Here is a 16466-nt window from a genome sequence, read left to right on the forward strand (position 1 = left end):
CGAGTTTCTCCGCCGCCCGCGGAAAGTGCAGCGCATCGGCGACGGCGACGAACCGCTCCAGGTGCGTGATGTTCACAGGGTGCCTTCCTCCGCCGGACGGGACCGGCAGGGTCCATTGTCTCAGCACGCGCCAGTGGGCGTTGGCGGCTGCGTGCCCGCGCCCCATAGTCTTCTCACAGAGTTGGGAGCCAGGGGGGCCGATGACGACGGCGCAGGCCACGACGTACTTCGACACGACCGCGCTGGTCGAGTCGATCGACCGCAAGGCCGTGCGCAAGTTCGGCCGCGACCCGAGCACGGGCGACCGGGTGGCCTCGGGCTGCGGCACCGTGCTCGTCGTCGCGATCCTCGCGCCCTTCGTGCTGGCCTTCTTCGGCGGCGGCATCCTGCTGACCGGATTCCTCGCCGCGACTGCGGGGCCTCGGGCTGCGGTGCCGGTGGGCGGGATGCTGGGGCTTTGGGTCCTGGTGATCATCGCCTGCCTCATCTCGGCGACGCTGCGCACCCGCACGGAGAACGAGCGCGCCTATCGCCTGCGCCGCTTCGCCGCCGCGAACAGCCTGGAGTACCAGCGGACCGAAGTGGTGACGGACAAACCCGGCATGCTCTTCCCGCGCGTGCGCTCGCGGTATGCGCAGGACGTCGTGAGCGACGATCGGGGCAGGGCGATGGAGATCGGCAACATCCGCTGCGAAGGGCGGGCGCGGATCGGACGGACGCGGCGCTGGGGCTACCTCGCCCTCCGTCTCGACACCCCGCTGCCGCACATCGTTCTCGATGCGGTCGGCACCAACAGCCTGGGGGATTCCAGCCTGCCGGTCGGCTTCAAGGCTGCGCAGCGGCTCAGCCTCGAGGGCGACTTCGACCGCGCGTTCCGCCTCTACTGCCCGGCGGGCTACGAGCGCGACGCGCTGTACCTGTTCACCCCCGACATCATGGCGCGCTTCATTGACAACGCCGCCGAGCTCGACGTCGAGATCGTCGACGACTGGATGTTCTTCTACCGGCGCGCCGACCTCGCCACCCTCGACCCCGCGACCTGGGAGTGGCTCGGAAGCGTGCGCGCCGCGATGACCGGCAAGCTGGCGCAGTGGGAGCGCTGGCGCGACGGCCGGGTCGCGACGGCGGGCGAGGACGGCATCCCGCTGCTGCGTCCTCCGCGCGGCGTCGCCGAGCCGGGCCAGCGCCTGCGTCGTACCCTGCCCTGGGCCACGATCGCGCTGGCCGCGGCGAGCATCTTGACGGTGTATCAGGCGCTCAGCGCCATCTGACCGGTCGGGTCCGGTGCCGCCCGCCGCGTAGACTCGATGCCCGTGGCTCTTACCATCGGAATCGTCGGGCTGCCCAATGTGGGCAAGTCCACCCTGTTCAACGCTCTGACCAAGAATCAGGTGCTCGCGGCGAACTACCCGTTCGCGACGATCGAGCCGAACATCGGGGTGGTGAACCTGCCCGATCCGCGCCTGGACAAGCTCGCCGAGATCTTCCACTCCGAGCGCATCCTGCCCGCAGCGGTGTCGTTCGTCGACATCGCCGGAATCGTGCGCGGCGCCAGCGAGGGGGAGGGCCTGGGCAACCAGTTCCTCGCGAACATCCGCGAGGCCGACGCCATCGCGCAGGTCGTGCGCGGCTTCGCCGACGACGACGTCGTGCACGTCGAGGGCGCGGTGAACCCCAAGAACGACCTCGAGACCATCAATGCCGAACTGGCGCTGGCCGACCTGCAGACCCTCGAGAAGGCGATCACCCGCTACGAGAAGGAAGTGCGCGGCAAGAAGGCAGAGCCCGTCGTGCTCGAGACGGCGCTCGCCGCGAAGGACGCGCTCGAGCGCGGACAGCTGCTGTCGTCGTCGGGCATCGACGTGACGCCGATCCGCGAGCTGGGCCTGCTCACCGCCAAGCCCTTCATCTACGTCTTCAACGTCGACGAGGCCGTGCTGACGGATGCCGCGCGCAAGGCTGAGCTCGAAGCGCTCGTCGCCCCCGCGAAGGCCGTGTTCCTCGACGCGAAGATCGAGTCCGAGCTCATCGACCTCGACCCCGAGGATGCCGCCGAGCTGCTGGCATCCACCGGTCAGGACGAGTCGGGCCTGGACCAGCTCGCTCGCATCGGCTTCGACACGCTGGGCCTGCAGACCTACCTCACGGCGGGTCCCAAGGAGGCCCGCGCCTGGACGATCGGCAAGGGCTGGAAGGCGCCGCAGGCCGCGGGCGTCATCCACACCGACTTCGAGAAGGGCTTCATCAAGGCCGAGGTCATCTCCTTCGACGACCTGGTCGCCACCGGCTCGGTGGCCGAGGCCCGCGCGAAGGGCAAGGCGCGCCTGGAGGGTAAGGACTACGTCATGCAGGACGGCGACGTGGTGGAGTTCCGCTTCAACGTGTGAGTAGGGTCCATCTGCCGCGTGATTCGGCGGAATGCCAGGCTGTGGGTCCGGTTTCGTCCGCGGAGCATGTCGCTTCACGTTGTGGAACCACCTGCACAGGAGCCCTTGTCGCGCTGCCCGGCGTCTTCGACCACGGTCAGGAGCGGGTGAATCCCGACATGTCTGAAAGGCCGCCGTCCGCAGAGCGCTCGTACGCGTTGAGCTGCGCCCGCGTCACTCGAGCGAACGCTTCTGGCCTTCGCATAGGGGAGCTCGACCGTTCAACCTCCAGGGCGGGCTATGCGGGCACTGATCCTCGACGCCCATCGCGAAGCGGATCTAAGTGTGAGAGTGCACGGTGGACGACCGGCATTCGGTCAGGTGAGTAGCGCGGTCAGGTCCCGCTACTCACTCCATGCGGCAGTGTTCGACGGCCGGTCGAACCGTATCTTGATGTCGTGCACTGTTGGCGCCGAACCGTCGCGCTCGTCCTCACCGTGGCAGCGATGACAATGAGTGGCTGCTACATGAGTCCACCTCCGCCTGCCGGTTGCGTTCCAAGGATCACGATCAGCCCAGCCGTGGCCTCTCCCGGCGACACGATCACGCTCGAATCGGACACCAGCTGCGACGACCCGCTTCCCGATGGTGGATGGATTGTGACGGCGGCCCACACGGGCTCGGCGGTCGTACTTACGCAAACTACGAGCGATGATCAGTTCGACGGTTCCTTCGCTGCAACCCTGGTTCTGCCTGCGGACTTTCCGCACGGCGCGGCCTACGCGGGAATCGAGAACTGGGACTACTCGTTCTGTGAGGGCGCTGGCAGCGGTAGCTGCGCCAGTGCGACCGGCGAATTCATGGTCCGGCCCTGAATCGAGATGAGCGTACGGGGACCGGTCATTGTGCGCGTTCGCGGATGCTGTTTGCAATCGTTGCCGCGATTTGCGGCCTCGCGGTGTCGTCGGCGTCGACGATGAAGGGATCCTCGGTCAGCGGGGCTTCGAAGTTGGCTACGTGCGAATCCAACACGTCGTCTACGACGTCGTGACGTTTCCCGTCCGCGCGATTGGCGAGAAGACGCTTCCTCTGACGCGCGGGGTCGATCTGGACCCAGACAATCGAGAATGCGGCTTGCGTTGCTGCAGCGACCGCCCTCCACCCGTCCCTGATGAATCGAGGTGAACCTGTGTCATCAATCACCACATCTCGTCCCGCTCGTAGCGCTTCAGCAGCGCGCGTCTGAGCGGTCTCGTTGGTGCGCGCCCACTCCTCGACCGGGATGCCTTGGCCGCCGTACAATCCGCGCTCGGCGTTGATCGCGTCCAAGCTGATGAGGTCGGCGCGAAGCTCGTCAGCCAGTAGCACGGCAAAAGTGCTCTTCCCCGAGAAAGAGAGGCCGCACATCAAGATCAGTGACACCTGATTGGTCGCCTTCCACTTCCACCCCAGCATTTGGTCAGGCTAGCGGGCAGAGGGGATTGTGTGGCACAGAAGGATCCGGATTGCACGCGACGGTCCGCCTTTCGAACGATGCCCGTATACGGATCGATTCCGCACGCCGACGCCCGCCCAGCGGGCGGTACGCGTTTGAGGATCGATGCGGCACCGGTGGCGCCAGCAAGCGCGGTCATCAGTCGCTCTCCCTGTGGCGCTGATGTGGCATTGTGTTTCGCGTGGCGCTGCGGGCGAACTCCTTGAGTCGAGCCGGGATAGTCCTGGCGAACGTTGCTCTGCTCGCGCTCGTGACCGGATGCGAATCGGCCGAGCCGAGCGAAAAGCGTGGACCACAGCCGATCATCGGATGGTCGAACGGCGGCGATGTGCAGTCTGTCGTGATCGGCACGTGTCACGGAAATCCCGTCGCGACGGTTGAAGAGGACGACGAAACGGTGATCATCACCGTCACTTCCACGCTGCGCTCACCCGGCGACGCGTGCCAGGACAGCCTTCAGATCGCGCTGGACCGGGACCTCGGCAATCGCGATGTGATCGACGGCGTAACCGGCGAGCCGCCCCCGGGCATCGAGGGCTGACCGCGCCAGCAGATCGGCCTCGCAGCCGTCACCATCTCAGGAAAGCCCAGCGATGCTCTGCAGTCGCGGGAGTTCGACGTCTCCGACGGGTTTCGACTGCACGGTACCGCCCCATCAACGTGCTTCGCACGGATAGGGACCGGCTATCGATCTGGCTATCGGTAGATTCGCCGGATGGGAGCTTTGCGTGCCGCCATGGTCGGGTTTACCGCCGTTGCGCTTTCGGCCACGTTGTCCGGATGCTCGATCGACTCGGTGATCTGGGGGCCGGACGGTGCCCGAGTGATTGAGACGACCGAAGAGCTCGTCGACGATATGTCCACGGGCGAGGCGTCGGGCCTCATCTGCGACGAGTCCGTCGCGGACCTCGGCGAGGCGACGGATTGGGTCGGCCTGTCGGCTGGCGAGCCGGAACACTTCGTGGGCGACTATTGGGAGAAACAGGCGGTACTCGATCCCCAATGGAGCATCAATCTCGAGGGCCTTCCCGAGGGCTTGACACCCGGGTCCACGTACCCGGGTGACGTCTTTTACCGCGAGACCGACGAGGGACTGTGCGTGATCGACATCGCCTGGTCCACCCTCGTCGACGTCGGCTGACCGTTCCACAGCGATCCGCAGGACGCCCTTCCTTGAGTGCCCGCACGTGGACCGGCTAACGGTCCGCGCCGGCTCAATCAGCGTTAGCGCGGCCTAGGGCCCGGTCGGAATCTCGATGCCACGATCGCGGAGGCGGGCGCGTGTTCGGGCGGCGATATCAGCGCCGATCGGTCCGTCCACCTTCACCAGGAGGCGAAGGTCCGGATCGCGAACCCAAACCCCGTAGTCATCAACCTGCGTGCGGAAACCGAGCCGAGAACCCGTGGACCTGACGCTGGGGTTCTCGGCTGCGCGCTTTGCTCGGACCCTTTCGATGCGCCTCAGCTTACGGAGGCGACGGTCGAAGTCCCTCGCCCGGCGGCGGCGGATGATCTGAAGCGGGCTGCGCCCGTGAGGTCGTATCCGTTGCTGATGAAGACGGCGATGAGACCGCAGTCAACGAGCCCCATCGACATTAGGAGGTAGTCGGCCGGACCGTAGTCACCGTTGAACGGAGGAAAGAGGATGATTCCCGTGACCGCGACGCCGACGAAGGCGACCGAGGCCCATTTCCAAAACCACGTCCAGCCGCAGAAGGCCTCTCGGTACATCCGCAGCCGCGCGGCTCGCCACTCAAACGAGTCCTCCCAGATCCGCTTCTCCTCGCCGTCGGGCAGGCCTCCGGCGATCGCCATGTCTGCCTTCAACCTCCGCGACCACCGGGTCGGCGGGTCGTAGAGCCGCGCGAGGGCGTATAGCGCGCCGGTGATTATTGCGGGCGTGAGGAGCCACTGAATTGCGGGCTGTGCCCAGCTTTCTTCCACGAATCGAACGCTAGCAGCGGGCCAAACTGGCACCACACACCGGCGCCGGCTGTGGGCGCTGCGCGACGTACCGTTTCACACGTGGACTCGGTGCGCGCACACAGTAGACGGCGAGGACGTCCTGGATCGGGCAAGATGGGCGAGGAACCCTGGCCGGAGACCGCTCGTCCGTGCACCGGTTTTCGGGCCAAGACCTGACTAGTCTCCTGGGAGGACCGACTCCGGCCGAGACAGCAATCTGCGACGCAGTCGCGCTGGAGTGGTGGCCTGTCAATCTGGCCATGTCGCTGTGCGCCGATACATTGAGAGCAGCCGAGGTCATCAAACGAAGTGCGCCGAATCGGTCGCGAGGAGGAGTGCAAATCCGGCCCGAGTGAAAAGAAGCGGCGCGCGAGCGACAAGCTTGGGGCTTTCTTCGAGCGCTTCTTCGGGCTGGCACGGAGGGAAAGGGCTGGTCGAGATTGAGCTGGATCGCACGCACATTTCCAGGGTGCAAGGCAATGGCCGTGCCAATTGACGGCTCGTTGCCTCAAGGCGCCTGCAATCGGGAGTTGACGTGAGCCCGAGGCCGGGTGGCGAGGCCGATAAGCTCGGCAATAGGTACGAAGCAGCCTGGGCAATCCGGCATGCGCTCTACTGCATCATCGATGGTGCGCACTCACTGACGCTGGAGGACGTTGATTTCGAGGTCGGCAAGGGCTCGGAGTTCACATATCAGAGCGATGCGTCTACCGAAGTTCACCAACTGAAGCGTCAGAACGGAAACAGCAACAGCTGGACCGTAAAGTCTCTCGCTGACCTCAACGTGTTCGACACCGCTGCAGGCCATGTTGCAGCAGGGCGAGAATTCCACTTCGTGTCGCTCGTCCCTTGTCGTCCCTTGCAAGAGCTCACCGAGCGATCTCGTCGGTCGACTGATCTGGTCTCGCTTACCCAATCCTGGCTAACTGCCGGCCTTCGTCCCATATTTGACCAGTTGGCTGCCAAGGATGTTCTCGGGAGCCCGCAGAGGGCTTGGGAGACCCTACAGGGGATGTGGTTCTCTGTTCAGGACGAGCGCGACATCGTTCGAATGAACGCGATGCTTGCCGGAAGCCAGCTTGCCGGTCCAACTGGGGATCTGATTTCGCTCGCCATCGGAGACATTCTTCTCGACAACCTCGGTAGAAGGCTTGCGCGCACCGACCTGTTGGAGTTGCTCAGCCAGCAGGGAATTCGCCCAATCGAAGCGGCCACCCGCAGGAATGCACTCGAACAGGTGCGTACAGTCTCAAGCAGTTGGCGAGTGTCGGTTAGACGCGAACTGCTCGAGCCTCGCATCGAGTGCGCCGAGGCTTCCCAGCTGCTCGAGGCGCTTCGCGTTCATCGGACAAGCTTCGTGGCAGGGGCTGCTGGAGGTGGCAAGAGTTCCGTATTGGAGCAGTCTGTCGAGCTGCTCGAAGCAGACGGTGCAGAGGTACTAGCGATCCGACTTGACCGGCTTGATGCGTTCGCCTCGACGATCGAGCTCGGCAGGCAGCTGGGACTGGAATCCTCGCCTGCAGCATCCCTGGCGTTGGCGGCACAAGGTCGAGACGCGTACCTCGTGATCGATCAGCTTGACGCTGTTAGTCTCGCGTCTGGGCGAATACCGGAGAGCTTTGACGTCGTCGTGGATCTCATCGGCGAAGCGCTCTCGGGTACTGGGATCAAGGTGATTCTTGCCTGCCGGCAGTTCGACATCGACAATGACCATCGGATTCGATGGTTGGCCGAAAAGACCGATGCGGCGACGATCTCAGTTGGCCTCCTCTCCGACGGGACTGTTGATGCGGCGGTGGACGAGATGGGTCTGGATTCGACGTATCTGACCCCATCCCAGCGGCTGATCCTGCGGACGCCATTGCACCTCGTGCTCCTGAAGACGATCGCTGGTCAAGCTGGAGCGCTGGCGTTTCAGTCGAGAGGCTCGCTCTTCGAAGCGTATTGGGAGCGGAAGCGGCAAGCCTCTCGCGCGAGGCGGGCCCACGTCCGGTTCAGCGATGTGATCGCTCGGGTTGCGATGGAGGCGAGCAACCGGCAGGCACTATTCATCCCGATCGAGGTCCTGGATGAGGGTGACCTCATAGACGACGCCAATGTGCTCGTCTCGGAGCACGTCTTGGCACGGGACGGCGATCGAATCGCCTTCTTCCACGAGACCTTCTTTGACTATGCGTTCGCGCGCCAATGGGTATCACGATCCGAGTCGTTGGTTGAGTTTCTCCTTCGAGACGAGCAGGAGCTGTTCCGTCGTGCGCAGGTTCGTCAGATCTTGCAGCACTTGTCTGAGCGTGAACCCGATCGCTTTCGCATTGAGATCGCCGCCGTTCTGGCGAGTGACCGGGTACGGTTTCACATCAAGGAGACGGTGCTCGCCGTGCTCTCCAGCCTCGTTGCTCCGGCCAGCGAGGACGCTGAGACCATTCTTCGGGTCGTCGCAACGGTGCCGAGCATCGCGGAACGACTCTGGTTGAACACGCGCCGGGCGCCATGGTTCCGAAGGTTCCATGCGGATGGCTATGTTGACGCTTGGCTTGATAGTGGCGATCCAGCGCTTCAGGCACGGGCGCTCAATTTGATGCTGAGTGCCATCAAGGAAGATCCGACCGAGGTTGCTGGGCTTCTGCGGGCACGTCAGTCGGCGCCGCAGTATCTCGATTGGGTGCGCTGGACGGCTGGGCGGGCTGACGCACACCACAGCCGCGAAATGTTTGATCTGTTGCTCGCGGCCGCACGAGACGGAGCCTTCGGCGCCGCCGGGAGTGAGTTGTGGCTGGCCGTCCATGACCTCGCGAAACACGAGCCCCTCTGGGCGATCGAGTTGATACAGGCCCGCATCGTCGATCATCCGGAGGGGCTTCAGCTCGACGATCGCGGCGGTGTCGCCCTACTCAAGCTTCACGACTACGGCGCGTCTGAGTTGGTGCGCGAAGCCGCCACTTCCGAACCGCTTGCGTTCGTCCAGACGGTCGTGCCCTATCTCCTTCGTGTCATGGCGGCTACGGCGTACGAGCCGCGCCCCGGTTACCCGATTCTCGACCAACACTTCTCCGGCCGCTTCGACCCGGACAATCTGCACGATCGTGACCTGGACGACGCGCTGTTCACTGGATCGATTGGCGCCCTCGAGATCCTGGCTCGAACCACGCCCAACGACGTCCGTCCGTTGCTAGACGAGCTTGCGGGTGATCCACACGACGCCGCGCAGTTCTTGCTCTATCGAGCATTGATTTCGGGGGCGGCCAACTACGCCGACTGGGCGGCGAGTCTGCTCCTAAACGGGGGCGCTCGCCTTGACTGCGGCTACATGTCGGATTCGCGCTGGGTACCTCGTGAGCTGCTTCGCGCAGTGGCGCCACATGTGAGCGACGAGGTTCATCTGCAACTCGAGGACTTGCTCCGCGACTTGCGTAATCCGTACGAGACCCTGCGCAGCTCGGGCCGGTCGGCATTCACTTTTCTCTCGGCCATGGAAGAGCACCGGCTGAGCCCCGCCGGCGTTCGTAGGCTCGCGGAGTACCGAAGGAAGTTCAAGGAAACAACGCCATCCCAGCCACGCGGAATTATCAGCGGCACGATAGGCTCTCCGATCCCGTCGGAGGCTGCGAACAAGATGAGTGACGATCAATGGCTACGAGCCATGGTCAGGTATGACTCCGACGAGAATAATTGGGACACCTTCACCGGTGGGGCACGCGAACTGTCGCAAGTCCTCCGCACTGAGACCGCCACCGACCCAGTCCGCTTCGCTCGTATCGCTCTACGTCTGACACCGGATCTCAACGCGGCATATGCCGACGGTCTGTTGATGGGCCTCGCGGACGCGGAACACTCGGGCGAAGCTGCACCGCTGATATTCGACGCGATCCGACACATCGCTACTCTCGGTCACGCCGACGCCGACAGGTGGCTCGGGGGTGCGCTGCGGCCCTACTACCGCGAGGTCCCGCTCGACCTGGTTGAGCTCATCCTCGATCGCGCGCTCTCCTCTCCCGACCCCGAAGACGACACGCCAATATTCACGCGAGGTGGAGATGACGGCCGAGGCGCTGCCGACATGCGAAGCAACGCCATCAATACAGCGAGGGGCAGCCTGGTCGAAGCGCTAGGCGATCTCCTCGTCTATGACGCGGACGGCAAACGGACGGAACTCGTACGACCTCACCTTGACGCACTCGCCAGCGACCCGGTTCTCTTCGTCCGATCATCAGTCGCCCATACGCTGGCAGCTTCCCTCCGGTACGCGCGTCCAGACGCCGTCGCGGCATTCAATCGGCTGATCGATGCCGATGATCGACTCCTGGCCGCTGGGCTGGTTCGGCAGCTAATGATCTACATCGGCAATGTGGACTCCGCGATCATTGAGCCTGTCATTGAGCGGATGCTCACTTCATCAGATGCCGAAGCGCGCGAAGAGGGCGGAAGGCTTGCAGCATTCGCTGCCGTCGAATGGAATCGTCCTGGACTAATGACGCGCGCACTAGCAGGCGACAAGGGAACGCGTAAAGGCGCTGCAGAGGTTTGCGCGAATCGCATCGACCGCACGTTGAACGTCGAGCTTGCGAGTTCCACCTTGACGAGTCTGATGCAGGACGATGAGCCCGAAGTTCGGCAGGCCGTAGCCGAGCTGGCTACACATCTACGAGACCACCCACTCCGTCCTTTCGCAGATCTGCTCGGGGCGCTCATTGAGTCGCCGGCGTACGAACATGCCACGCCACAGCTGCTGATCACCCTGCAACATGCACCGGACAAGGTCGATGAACTCATTCTTCAGGCCGCAAGACGGTTCACAGCCGTCTCCGGATCTGACTCGAGCGACATCCGGACTGGCGCAGCGGGCGATGCACGCTACATCAGTCAGCTCGTAGTTCGTGCCCTCGCCCAGTCCCATGACAAAGGCCATCGGGCCGCACTGCTCGACGTGCTGGATGACATGCTTGAACTCGGCATCTACGGCGTGGACAATGCAATCACCGCAGCCGAGCGACAGTAGCGTATCGCCCACCAGTCGTGACTCGAGCTCCCGTTGCGGCCGCCCGCTGAGGGATGCTCTGCCGGCACCGGGTCTCCAGATTTCGGATCACCTGCTGGCCGTCGCTGTTCACCCGTGCGGGGTAGCTCGGCGACCAATCACAACTTCATGATCCGTCATCCGCCGCGGATGGGATCGCCGACTCATCTGCAATCATTGCGTGCTGCAACCGCCGGAGTCGTTGTCGGGCGAAGTCTTGGGCGCGCGGACCTGATCCGAGGGCCCGGGACGAGACCGCGAGCACGATCCGCGTCGCGGTGACCACCGGGAGAGGTGTGCGCCGGAGACCGAGGAGCTTGCGATACCGCCGGGGGAGGCTCGCGACAGCAGCGGCGAACAGCACGCGATAGGCGAGTCGCATCGATCCGGTGAAGGGGACGTCACGGAGGAATCGAACGACCTCGGCGACGCGCGCGTCAGAGACCAGCTCACCGCGCTCGAGGTACGCATCCATCCGCGACCGCAGAGCGGCTTCGGTCTCGGGCGGATCGGCGACGTGCATCAGCCGACCGGCCTGCGCCCATTCGCGCACGTACGCGTCGGCACCGCCGGGGATCGGGCCGCCCCAGCGCTGGTGGGCGCCGAGAAATGCTTCGGTGAAGGCGAGGTGGACCCATTCCACAAGCGCCGCGTCCGATGCCGAGTACGTGCGCGGTCCGGCATCCGTCGAGTAGGTGCCGGCAACCCTTCGATGAAGACGACCCACGCGCGCCGTTTCGGCGTGCGCCTGCTCGGTCGAGCCGTAGGTGACGCAGATGATCCAGCGCACCGTGCCCGTGAGGCGTCCGATGGGATCCTCCCGATAGCGCGAGAAATCATGGACGCCTGCCATGGCGCCCGGGTGCAGCGCCTGGATGAGGAGAGCGCGGATACCCGCGACGAACGTCGCCGTGCCGGCGTGCACCGTCCAGGCTGCGCCGCCGTCGGCGAAGTAGCCGCGATCGTCGCCTTCAGCCAAAGCGCGCACCCAGGAGGGGGTGCCATCCGGATCGCCCGACAGCGCCGAAAGGAGCCGCGCGCGCAAGGGGAATCGAGTCACGGCTCAAGCGTGTCACGGCGCAGTGAGGGGTGCACCCGACGAATGGGTCGAATGAAGCAGTCGACATCGTACTGTTCGAGAGGCTGTTCGGCTGCGTGTCGTGGTGGAGTCCCGATCATGGTGAAACGGCTCGGGTTGGGACCGCAATCGGGGGATCCTCGTGTGGAAGTCCGTTCCGACCCGACAGAACCGGGCCGCAGAAGTGGGGCGCCGCGCTCCGGCGCCGGCGAGAGTGGGTGCAGAAGGGGGAGTCGCCGTGATCGAGATCCTCAACCGCCTCGTCGATGCGATCGAGGAGAGCCTCGATGAGGACCTGGATGTCGACGCGCTCGCCGCGGCGATGGGGACGACGGGCTACCACGCACGCCGCATGTTCTCGTCGCTGGCAGGCATGCCGGTGTCCGAGTACGTGCGGCGGCGTCGTATGACCGTCGCTGCGGCGGACGTGGTGGGTGACGAGGACCTGCTCACGATCGCGGTTCGATACGGCTACGGCTCGGTCGAAGCGTTCGGCCGGGCGTTCCGCTCCGTGCACGGCGTCAGTCACGGCCACGTCCGCCGCGACGGTGGCCCCCTTCAGAGTCAACCCCAGCTCAGGTTCCGCCTGACCGTCGAAGGGAGCACCCCCGTGGATGCCCGCATCATCGAACGACCCGCCTTCCGCCTGATCGGGCACGCCGCCCGCGTGCCGCTGATCCACGAGGGGGTCAACCCGCATATCCAGCAGCACATCGCGTCGCTGCCGCCCACGGCGCACGAGCGCCTGAAGCAACTGAGCGGCACCGAGCTCTCCGGACTGCTGCAGGTCAGCGCCGATGTCGACCCCGACTACACGGAGGGAAGCGAACTGACGTATCTGCACGGCGTGGCGGTCGATGCTGCTGCCCCCGTGCCGGACGACCTCGACGCCATCGACGTCGAGGCGGGGCGATGGGGGGTCTTCCGGGCGGCGGGTCCCTACCCGGCCGCGCTGCAGCAGGCGTATGCCGCATGCGCCACGGAGTGGTTCCCCTCGAACCCGTGGCGGCTGCGCCCCGGTCCCTCGATCGTTTCCGTGCTCGACCGCGCGCCCGACTTCACCGAGGCCATCTGCGAACTCTGGCTGCCCATCGAGCGAGCCTGAGCTCTGGTGCGCCACGCGGAGCGCGCCGACCCCCGCCCCCTCTGCTTGAGTGGAGCGCATGGATCCAGCCCGACCCGTGACGCCCCGGCCGAATATCGTCCGCCGCGGAACCGGAACGCCCGTGCTGTTCATCCACGGCAATGGCGTGGACCACCGCATGATGCTGGCGCTCGACGGCGCGTTCGATGCGTTCGGCGACGTGGGCGGGTTCGAGCGCTGGTACCTCGACCTGCCGGGGTTCGGCGAGACACCGGCGCTGGATGCGCCGGGCGGACTGCCCCAGCTGGCCGATTGGCTCGACGCGGCGGTGTCGCTGATGCTCGGCTCCGCACCGTTCGCGGTCGTGGGGACGTCGCTCGGTGGACTGCTCGCCCGCGACCTCGTCGCGCGGCGGCCGGCCCAGTGCCTCGGCATGGCGCTGCTCGCACCGGTGGTGGATTCCGTGCACGAGCACCGTCGGGTGCCGCAGGACGTCGTGCTGCGGGAGGACCCCGGGCTTGTCGCCACCTTGAGCAGCGTCGACGCCGAGGCGTACACGGAGCTCGCGGTGGTGCAATCGCGCGAGAACTGGGATCGCTTCCGAACGTGCGTCCTGCCGGGACTTCGCGCGGCGAACGTGCGGGCCATGGCGCGCCTGGCGAAGGAGTACGCGCTCCCTGCCCTTCCCGACGACCTCCTGACGGGGTTCGACCGGCCGGTGCTGATCATGACCGGTCGGCAGGATGCCGTCGTCGGCTTCGAGGACCAGTGGGAGTTGGCGCGGCGTTTCCCCCGGGTCACGTACGCGATGCTGGATGCCGCTGGGCACAACCTGGAGATCGACGAGCCCGACATGGTCGCCTCGCACCTGCGGCGGTGGGCGCAGCAGGTGGTGGCGCCACCGGTGGGCCCGCGTCCGCCGTGCGGCGTGTGACGATGGAGGGTATGGCCCTGCACTTTCTCACCGGCGCCGGCTCCGGCATCGGCGCCGCCCTCGCGGCGCGCCTGCAGGCGCGTGGCGACGATCTCATCCTGCTCGCCCGCAGTGAGGCACGCGCGGCGGAGCTCGGCGAACGGTTCCCCGCAGCGCGCACCGTCGTCGCCGACCTCTCGGCTCCAGGCGAGCTGGCCGCCGCGCTCGCCGCGCAGGAGCTCCCCACCCGGCTGGACTCGGTGCTCCACGTCGCGGGCGTGGTCGGCCTCGGCCCGGTCGCCGAACTCTCCGTCGATGCATGGTCGTCGCAGCTCGACGTGAACCTCGTGGCCCCGGCGGAGCTGACCCGGCTGCTGCTGCCGGCGCTGCGCGCGGCGAAGGGACAGGTGCTGTTCGTCAACTCCGGTGCGGGCCTGCGCGCGGCGCCCGAGTGGGCGGCCTACGCGGCATCCAAGCACGGGCTCAAGGCGCTCGCCGACAGCCTGCGCGCTGAGGAGGCCGCGCACGGCGTGCGGGTGTCGTCGGTGTACCCCGGGCGCACGGCCACGGCGATGCAGGAGCGCGTGCACGAGCAGGAGGGGCGGGATTACGACCCGGCCGCCTTCATCGATGCGGGTTCGGTCGTCACGAGCATCCTCACCGTGCTCGACCTGCCGCGGGACGCGCAGATCCCGGACCTGACGATCCGACCGGGCGTCTGACGCCGGCTGCCCATGCCGTTCACCCTCGCCGGGCCCGTCCACAGCGAACTCGTCATCAAGAAGAGCCGCTTCCTGGGGTGCGTCGAACCGGTGGCCGGGCGCGAGCAGGCCGTCGCCCGCGTGCAGGAGCTGTGGGCCGAGCATCCGGATGCCCGCCACATCTGCTGGGCGCTCATGGCCGGCGGGCACTCCGCCGCCAACGACGACGGCGAGCCGAGCGGAACGGCCGGCCGCCCCATGCTCGAGGTGCTGCGGCACCAGGAGCTCGAGGGCGTGCTCGCGACCGTCGTGCGCTACTTCGGCGGGGTGAAGCTGGGCGCCGGAGGACTCGTCCGCGCATACACGGATGCCGTGGCGCAGGCGCTCCTCGGCGCCGAGCGGGTGCCGCTGATCCGCACGCGGGTGTTGCAGGTGACCGTGCCGTACGCGTTCGAGGGCGCCGTGCGCCGCGAGCTCGACGCGCACGGTGCCGTGCTCGAGCAGGTGCAGCATGGCGTCGAAGTCGAGCTGACCCTGCACGTGCCCGAGGATCGGGCGGAAAGCCTGCGCAACCAGGTCGACGACGTCTGCCAGGGCCGGGCCGAGTGGGGCTGAGCGGCCGCAGGGAGGCGCGATGACCACCCAAGGGCTAGCGTGGGTCGGGAGCGGAGCCGCTCGCTGACCGGGGGAGATCAAGATGGACAAGAAGACTGACGCGCAGCAGCTGTCTGCCCGTGCCAAGGAGGCGGTGGAAGTCGCCAAGGACGCGGTGCAGGTCGCCACCGTTGCGCGGGGATTCGGCAAGCTGGCGCTGGGCCTGCTGGCTGTGGTGCAGGTGGCCTTCGCCTTCCTCGCGTTCTGGGACCTCGCCTGGCGGGACGGCGACGACGTGCGCGGTCCGAAGCCCGCCTGGGTGCCCGTCATCCTGATCAACTGGGTGGGCCCGGCGGCGTACTTCCTCGCCGGCATCCGTCACAAGCGCTGAGCGGGCCGTAACTCCTCAAAACCCCGCGCCGGTGACTGTCATCGGGCCGTTTCGGGCACCTCCGCGCCCGTTCTTGAGGAGTTGGCGCACCGACGCCGGTGCCCCCGTGGCGCGTAGCGCCGCCGGAGTGGCGTAGAGTAGATCTCGATAGGCGGATTTCTCATCCGTCTCGCCCCGGCCGCGTGGTAACGGTCGGGGCTTTTTCTTTGCCCACGGGCGGGCCCCGCACCGGCATCCGCTAGCGTCGGACGATGACCTTCGTCTCGCGCCTCGAACGCCTGCTGTTCGAGGAGGACCCGCTCCGTATCTGCGACGACGGCACGAACACCGACGAGTACCGGCCTGAAGCGAAGACGATCGCCTCGCGGATGGATGCCGCCGGCTCGCTCGAGGACACCCTCACGATCGTCCACGAGGAGTTCGTCACCTGGTTCGGCCACGACAGTGCCGGCCCGGGCGGATGCTACCGCCGCATCGCCGAGCGCACCTGGGAGCTGTGGCAGGACCGCTGACCGCCGAGCGGGGAGGATCGGATGCCACAGCGGCGCGGCCGGTCAGGCGGCAGCGGCATCCCACCAGTCCAGGACGCGGGTGCCGGCGAGGGTGAGCCATTTCGACGGCTCGCCCTCACCGGCATCCACGTCGAACCAGGTGCGGCCGGCCAGGGGAGTGGTTTGCAGCCACGTGCCGTCCGGCTGGCGGGCGTCGCGCACGACCGCCACGGCATCCGCCATGCGCGGATCGGGCGCGCGGCCCTCATGCAGTGCGACGTCGCGGAAGTGGTCCAGCGCCGTGAGGGCGCTGTAGCGGTGGCGGGAGGGGGCGACGAAGCGCGTGGTGAAGTCGCCCACCGGCTCGCCCGTGC

At 66.4% G+C, this 16466-nt stretch carries 15 protein-coding genes and 1 pseudogene; 12 read left to right on the forward strand and 4 right to left on the reverse strand.

What is annotated here, in order from left to right; all coding sequences use genetic code 11:
• Positions 1-200 precede the first annotated feature (200 nt).
• The 3 genes from NQ160_RS07315 to NQ160_RS07325 all read left to right on the forward strand — a co-directional run bounded on the left by NQ160_RS07315 (position 201) and on the right by NQ160_RS07325 (position 3241).
• A complete protein-coding gene (locus NQ160_RS07315) occupies positions 201-1271 on the forward strand; it encodes a hypothetical protein (protein WP_257514566.1) in 1071 nt (356 codons plus the stop codon).
• Positions 1272-1313: 42 nt separating this feature from the next.
• Complete coding sequence (gene ychF / locus NQ160_RS07320) at positions 1314-2387, forward strand: redox-regulated ATPase YchF (protein WP_257514567.1); 1074 nt, start codon at positions 1314-1316, stop codon at positions 2385-2387.
• Positions 2388-2947: 560 nt separating this feature from the next.
• On the forward strand, positions 2948-3241 hold the full coding sequence (locus NQ160_RS07325) for a hypothetical protein (protein WP_257514568.1): 294 nt from the start codon (positions 2948-2950) through the stop codon (positions 3239-3241).
• Between the two features lie 25 nt (positions 3242-3266).
• On the opposite strand, the gene NQ160_RS07330 is transcribed toward NQ160_RS07325, so the two are convergent.
• Positions 3267-3821 (reverse strand): AAA family ATPase, encoded by a 555-nt coding sequence (locus NQ160_RS07330; protein WP_257514569.1) that lies wholly within the window; start codon positions 3819-3821, stop codon positions 3267-3269.
• Between the two features lie 221 nt (positions 3822-4042).
• Here NQ160_RS07330 and NQ160_RS07335 point away from each other — a divergent pair, with 221 nt between their 5' ends.
• Entirely contained in the window at positions 4043-4402 is a 360-nt protein-coding gene (locus tag NQ160_RS07335) for a hypothetical protein (RefSeq protein ID WP_257514570.1), read from the forward strand.
• Between the two features lie 282 nt (positions 4403-4684).
• A complete protein-coding gene (locus tag NQ160_RS07340; protein WP_257514571.1) occupies positions 4685-5002 on the forward strand; it encodes a hypothetical protein in 318 nt (105 codons plus the stop codon).
• Between the two features lie 320 nt (positions 5003-5322).
• Here the strand turns inward: NQ160_RS07340 and NQ160_RS07345 are convergent, their stop codons facing one another.
• Positions 5323-5805, reverse strand: a complete 483-nt coding sequence (locus NQ160_RS07345; protein ID WP_257514572.1) for a hypothetical protein — start codon at positions 5803-5805, stop codon at positions 5323-5325.
• Between the two features lie 556 nt (positions 5806-6361).
• Here NQ160_RS07345 and NQ160_RS07350 point away from each other — a divergent pair.
• A complete protein-coding gene (locus NQ160_RS07350; RefSeq protein WP_257514573.1) occupies positions 6362-10822 on the forward strand; it encodes a hypothetical protein in 4461 nt (1486 codons plus the stop codon).
• Between the two features lie 145 nt (positions 10823-10967).
• Here the strand turns inward: NQ160_RS07350 and NQ160_RS07355 are convergent, their stop codons facing one another.
• On the reverse strand, positions 10968-11900 hold the full coding sequence (locus tag NQ160_RS07355) for an oxygenase MpaB family protein (RefSeq protein WP_257514574.1): 933 nt from the start codon (positions 11898-11900) through the stop codon (positions 10968-10970).
• A gap of 256 nt (positions 11901-12156) precedes the next feature.
• Between NQ160_RS07355 and NQ160_RS07360 the strand changes: the two genes are divergently transcribed.
• The 6 genes from NQ160_RS07360 to NQ160_RS07385 all read left to right on the forward strand — a co-directional run bounded on the left by NQ160_RS07360 (position 12157) and on the right by NQ160_RS07385 (position 16113).
• Positions 12157-13023 (forward strand): AraC family transcriptional regulator, encoded by an 867-nt coding sequence (locus NQ160_RS07360; protein ID WP_257514575.1) that lies wholly within the window; start codon positions 12157-12159, stop codon positions 13021-13023.
• A 121-nt stretch (positions 13024-13144) separates the two neighbouring features.
• Positions 13145-13936: an alpha/beta fold hydrolase gene (locus NQ160_RS07365; protein ID WP_257514576.1), complete on the forward strand. Its 792-nt coding sequence runs from the start codon at positions 13145-13147 to the stop codon at positions 13934-13936.
• Positions 13937-13947: 11 nt separating this feature from the next.
• Positions 13948-14637, forward strand: a complete 690-nt coding sequence (locus tag NQ160_RS07370; protein ID WP_257514577.1) for an SDR family oxidoreductase — start codon at positions 13948-13950, stop codon at positions 14635-14637.
• Between the two features lie 12 nt (positions 14638-14649).
• Positions 14650-15231 (forward strand): IMPACT family protein, encoded by a 582-nt coding sequence (locus NQ160_RS07375; RefSeq protein WP_257514578.1) that lies wholly within the window; start codon positions 14650-14652, stop codon positions 15229-15231.
• Positions 15232-15313: 82 nt separating this feature from the next.
• On the forward strand, positions 15314-15601 hold the full coding sequence (locus NQ160_RS07380) for a PLDc N-terminal domain-containing protein (protein ID WP_257514579.1): 288 nt from the start codon (positions 15314-15316) through the stop codon (positions 15599-15601).
• Positions 15602-15852: 251 nt separating this feature from the next.
• Positions 15853-16113: a hypothetical protein gene (locus tag NQ160_RS07385; protein ID WP_257514580.1), complete on the forward strand. Its 261-nt coding sequence runs from the start codon at positions 15853-15855 to the stop codon at positions 16111-16113.
• Positions 16114-16155: 42 nt separating this feature from the next.
• Here the strand turns inward: NQ160_RS07385 and NQ160_RS07390 are convergent.
• A pseudogene (locus NQ160_RS07390) lies at positions 16156-16466 on the reverse strand (squalene cyclase); the annotation flags it as partial.

It is taken from the genome of Microbacterium sp. zg.Y909 (assembly GCF_024626565.1).